The following is a 4609-nucleotide window of genomic DNA, read 5'->3' as shown; positions in this document are numbered from 1 at the left end:
ACTATTTATGTTATTATTCTATGCGTTCGGGCTGCAAAATTAGTGACTTTTTTTTAATAATCAAAGATATAAGTCATTTTTACACAAAACTTTTTGCGTTTTTTCATGATTTAGATTAATTTTGCACCCGAATTATTACTCTGAATATCAATTATTACATATTTATATAAAGATTTCTACTTATGATTAATGCTCAAGACATTAAAATCGGAACAGCTATCCGTATGGATGGCAAGATTTATTTTTGCATCGACTTCCTGCATGTAAAACCGGGTAAAGGAAACACTTTCATGCGTACTAAACTGAAAGACGTTGTTGACGGTTACGTTTTGGAACGTCGTTTCAATATTGGTGAAAAACTTGAAGATGTACGTGTAGAACGTCGTCCTTACCAGTATCTTTATAAGGAAGGTAACGATTATATCTTCATGAACCAGGAAACTTTCGAACAGGTGCCTATCGCGCACGACCTTATCGAAGGTGTTGACTTCCTGAAAGAAGAAATGGTTATCGAAGTTGTTTCTGACGCTTCTACTGAAACAATCCTTTTCGCTGAATTGCCTGTTAAGGTTCAGTTGAAGGTTACTTACACAGAACCGGGATTGAAGGGTGATACTGCTACTAACGCTACAAAACCTGCTACTGTTGAAACAGGTGCTACTGTACGTGTTCCTTTGTTTATCAACCAGGATGAAATCATCGAAGTTGATACTCGCGACGGTTCATACGTTGGTCGTGTTAAGGCTTGATTTTAAGGTTTACACACATATTAATAAAGCTCCCTCTTCGGATGATTTTCCGGTGAGGGAGCTTGCTTTTTAAAACGCTTCGTCGTTTTGGGTAAAATGACGAAGCGTTTAAATTAAAATGACGAGTCGTTTTCTTAATGTGCCTGAGTAGCGTTCCTAAGCCATTGTCTTTCCTCATCAGAGAGGAGAGGCGAGAGCTTTGAATACACATTTTCGTGATATTCATTCAGCCAATGTGTCTCTTCGGACGAAAGCATGTCGAAAAGAACAGCATCGGTATTTATCGGGCATAGAGTAAGTTGTTCAAACTTGTAGAACTCTCCGAAATCAGTCTTTCGTGACGGGACAATCAACATTGTGTTTTCCGTACGTATTCCGTATTCTCCAGCGCGGTATATTCCGGGTTCGTTCGTGACTGTCATTCCAGGTTCGAGAACGGCAGGTACATTATTCATTCTTATCTGATGAGGCCCTTCGTGTACGTTTAGAAAATGTCCTACACCGTGGCCTGTACCATGTCCGTAATTTATTCCTTCTTTCCACATTGCCAGTCGTGCCAGTATGTCTAGCTGTGTGCCGCAAGTACCTTTGGGGAATTCGGCTATTGCCAGTTGTATGAATCCTTTAAGAACCAGAGTGTAGTCTCTTTTCTGTTTTTCAGTAATCGGTCCCAAAGGTATTGTTCTGGTTATGTCCGTTGTACCGTCAAGATATTGTGCGCCACTGTCAATCAGCAGCAATCCTTCAGCTCTCAATTCGCTTGCAGACTTTTCATCTGCCTCGTAATGTACTATTGCGCCGTGTTCCTGATATCCTGCTATGGTTTCAAAACTTATGCCTTTGAAGTGTTTCATAGCCGAACGTTCTTTGTATAATTGTCTGTCTATGCTCAGTTCGGTTAAATCGCTTTTGCCTATATTCTTTTGTAGCCAAATGAGAAATCTTACCATCGCCACTCCGTCTCGTAACATTGCGTTATGGAAACCGGCTATTTCGGTCTCATTTTTTATTGCCTTATACATACTGACAGGCGATGGCTGTATGCTGACGTGGTTATGTTCTGATGCCGCATTGTAGAGCGCAAAGTTTATGGAAGGTGACATGGATATTTTCTTGTCGGAGAATGAGACTAGGTCGTTCTCTATATCTTCGTAATTTTTGCAGTCAACGTTATGCGATTTCAGATATTCCGTTACTTTATGCGTCAGTTTCTCCTTATTTATATATAATGTGGTCTTGTCTTTTGAGATTAACATGTATGAAACAAAAAGCGGATTGCATTCAATATCTGTTCCACGCATGTTCAATACCCAGGCTATTTCATCCAGTGACGAGATTAGAATAGCGTCCGAAACATTATCTTTTAGATATTCTCTTATGGAAGACTGCTTCTGACTCGTGCTGCGACCGGAATATTTTTCTTCAAGTATAAAAGGTTTGTCATCGGGGAGTTCCGGACGTCCTTCCCATGTTTCTGCGTATGGGTCTGGTACCATGGATGCCTCTATACCGAAAGCGGATAGCTCGTCCTTTAGTTCGTTTACGGTTTGTAATGATGTGGTGTAACCGTCAAAACCTACTTTTTCGCCTTTGTTAAGGATGCTTCCTAGCCATTGTGCTATTGATGGAGTGCCGGGTATGCGCTCCTTGAATAAGCGGAGCCCTGTGCCGTCAAGCTGTTCTTCTGCCTGCAGAAAATATCTTGAGTCAGTCCATAGACCGCCGTCGTCTAGTGTTATGGCAGCAGTACCCGCCGAACCTGTAAATCCTGTTATCCATTTACGCGACTCCCAGTGTGACGGGACGTATTCGCCGGAATGAGGGTCTGTGCTATAAGTGATATATGCCGATATGTTATTCTCGCGCATGAACTTCCTTAATGCGGAAATCCTTTCGGTTATTTCTTTTTTCATAAAAACAATGCGTTTATAGTAATGAAAAACAAAGTACATTTAATCTCTACAAAGATAATGCTAATTGTGCGTTTCTAGTAAAAAAATACGTGGAAAGTTTTGTATATTAAGAAAGTATGTGTAATTTTGCATCGCAATTTTTACTACAGAAAAATAATTTAACAACAACATAATTAATTTTTTAAAAACATGATTGTAGTACCAGTAAAAGAAGGCGAAAACATTGAAAAAGCGCTGAAAAAATTCAAGAGAAAATTTGAAAAAACAGGTGTTGTAAAAGAACTTAGAAGCAGACAGCAGTTTGACAAACCGTCTGTTTTGAAAAGATTGAAGATGGAGCGTGCTATTTACGTTCAGAAATTACATCAGGTAGAAGAATAATAATTTCGCGAGATTTTTTGAATTATTGAATTCTTTTTCATATATTCGTTGCAGAAATAAGTTTGCAATGTCATTATGATGAAAGAGGCTTTCTTGAAGTATCTTCGCTTTGAAAAGAATTGTTCTGAAAAGACTGTCAGGTCTTATGGAATAGACTTGTCGAAGTTTGAAGAGTATTTGAAGACCCTTGACTCTGACATTCAGCTTGAAAATGCTGATGCGGATGTCGTACGCGGATGGGTTGTTGATTTGATGGAGCAGGGGATGCTTGAAACTTCCGTGAACAGGAAATTGAGCACCTTGCGTACTTTTTACAAGTATTTGCTTAGGAAAGGTGTCATATCAAAAGATCCGGTGCGTATGGTAAAGGGACCTAAACGCAAGAAGCCGCTGCCGGTGTTCGTGAAAGAAGCTGATATGGACAGGCTGCTTGATGATACTTCCTTTAATGATGATTTTGAAGGAGTGAGAAACAGACTGATATTGGTGATGTTTTATGAAACCGGAGTCCGTCTTTCGGAGTTGATTTCGCTAAAGGATGTCGATGTCGATACATCCAAATATGTTCTGAAGGTGACAGGTAAGAGGAATAAACAAAGGTATATTCCTTTTGGTCAGGAGCTTAAAGAGCTTATAAGTGAATATCGCTCTCTGAGGGATGAGGCTGTAGAGGATGTGGAGTCTTTCTTTGTAAGAAAAAATGGTGCTCCTCTATATCAGATGATGGTGTATAAGCTTGTAAAGCAAAGCCTGTCAAAGGTGGTTGCGTTGAAGAAAAGGAGTCCTCACGTGTTGAGACATTCGTTTGCAACTGCAATGCTTAATAACAATGCGGAGTTGCAGTCGGTGAAAGAACTGCTGGGGCATGAGAGTATAACGACAACTGAAATTTATACGCATACGACCTTTGAAGAGCTGAAAAAAGAATATAAACTTGCCCACCCCAGGGCGTAAAGAAAAGGAGGTAATTATGGAAGTAAGAATTCAATCAATTCATTTCGATGCATCAGAAAAATTAGAGGCTTTTATTCAGAAAAAAGCAGAGAAGCTCGAGAAGTTTTGCGACGATATAAAGAAAGTTGAGGTGTCTCTAAAAGTAGTAAAACCGGAAACAGCAATGAATAAGGAAACCGGAGTAAGAATTCTGGCATTAAATTCCGAGTTTTACGCAGAAAAAGTATGCGATACATTCGAAGAAGCTATTGATACTTGTATGGATGCTTTGTCGAAACAATTGCAGAAAACAAAAGAAAAACAGCAAATTAAATAAAAAAATAAGAGTATTTATTTTGTGATTTAAAAATTATATCTAACTTTGCAGCCGCAAACTACCGCTTTGCGGTTGCAAAGTGTGTTAGATAAGCCTCTTTAGCTCAGTTGGCCAGAGCACGTGATTTGTAATCTCGGGGTCGTTGGTTCGAATCCGACAAGAGGCTCAAAAAAAAGATGATAAAAGCATCTGTTGATCTTTGAAGAAATGTTGGGCAAATACCAGAGTGGCCAAATGGGGCAGACTGTAAATCTGCTGGCTTACGCCTTCGGTGGTTCGAATCCATCTTTGCCCAC

Annotated in this window: 5 protein-coding genes and 2 tRNA genes; 6 read left to right on the top strand and 1 reads right to left on the bottom strand. The window is 39.6% G+C overall.

Annotated features, from left to right (window positions below; genetic code table 11):
- Positions 1–182 precede the first annotated feature (182 nt).
- Positions 183–749 carry an elongation factor P gene (efp, locus tag QZ379_RS12140; protein ID WP_154043464.1) on the top strand — a complete coding sequence of 189 codons (567 nt, stop codon included), beginning with the start codon at positions 183–185 and terminating at the stop codon, positions 747–749.
- Positions 750–883: 134 nt separating this feature from the next.
- On the opposite strand, the gene QZ379_RS12135 is transcribed toward efp, so the two are convergent.
- Complete coding sequence (locus QZ379_RS12135; protein WP_291565201.1) at positions 884–2662, bottom strand: aminopeptidase P family protein; 1779 nt, start codon at positions 2660–2662, stop codon at positions 884–886.
- A 189-nt stretch (positions 2663–2851) separates the two neighbouring features.
- Between QZ379_RS12135 and rpsU the strand changes: the two genes are divergently transcribed.
- The 5 genes from rpsU (at position 2852) to QZ379_RS12110 (ending at position 4608) form a co-directional block, all read left to right on the top strand.
- A complete protein-coding gene (gene rpsU / locus QZ379_RS12130) occupies positions 2852–3043 on the top strand; it encodes a 30S ribosomal protein S21 (RefSeq protein ID WP_154043738.1) in 192 nt (63 codons plus the stop codon).
- A gap of 75 nt (positions 3044–3118) precedes the next feature.
- Complete coding sequence (locus tag QZ379_RS12125; protein ID WP_291565196.1) at positions 3119–3997, top strand: tyrosine-type recombinase/integrase; 879 nt, start codon at positions 3119–3121, stop codon at positions 3995–3997.
- A 16-nt stretch (positions 3998–4013) separates the two neighbouring features.
- The gene (gene raiA / locus QZ379_RS12120; RefSeq protein WP_291565193.1) at positions 4014–4313 is read left to right on the top strand and encodes a ribosome-associated translation inhibitor RaiA; all 300 of its coding nucleotides are present in this window, start codon (positions 4014–4016) and stop codon (positions 4311–4313) included.
- A 92-nt stretch (positions 4314–4405) separates the two neighbouring features.
- Positions 4406–4479 (top strand) — tRNA-Thr (locus QZ379_RS12115).
- A 46-nt stretch (positions 4480–4525) separates the two neighbouring features.
- Positions 4526–4608 (top strand) — tRNA-Tyr (locus QZ379_RS12110).
- Position 4609 lies beyond the last annotated feature (1 nt).

Origin of the sequence: Bacteroides sp., from assembly GCF_019417265.1 — a bacterium.
Lineage (GTDB): Bacteria > Bacteroidota > Bacteroidia > Bacteroidales > Bacteroidaceae > Phocaeicola.
The sequence above is the reverse complement of the archived record's forward strand: the minus strand, read 5'-3'. Positions and strand labels throughout refer to the sequence as shown.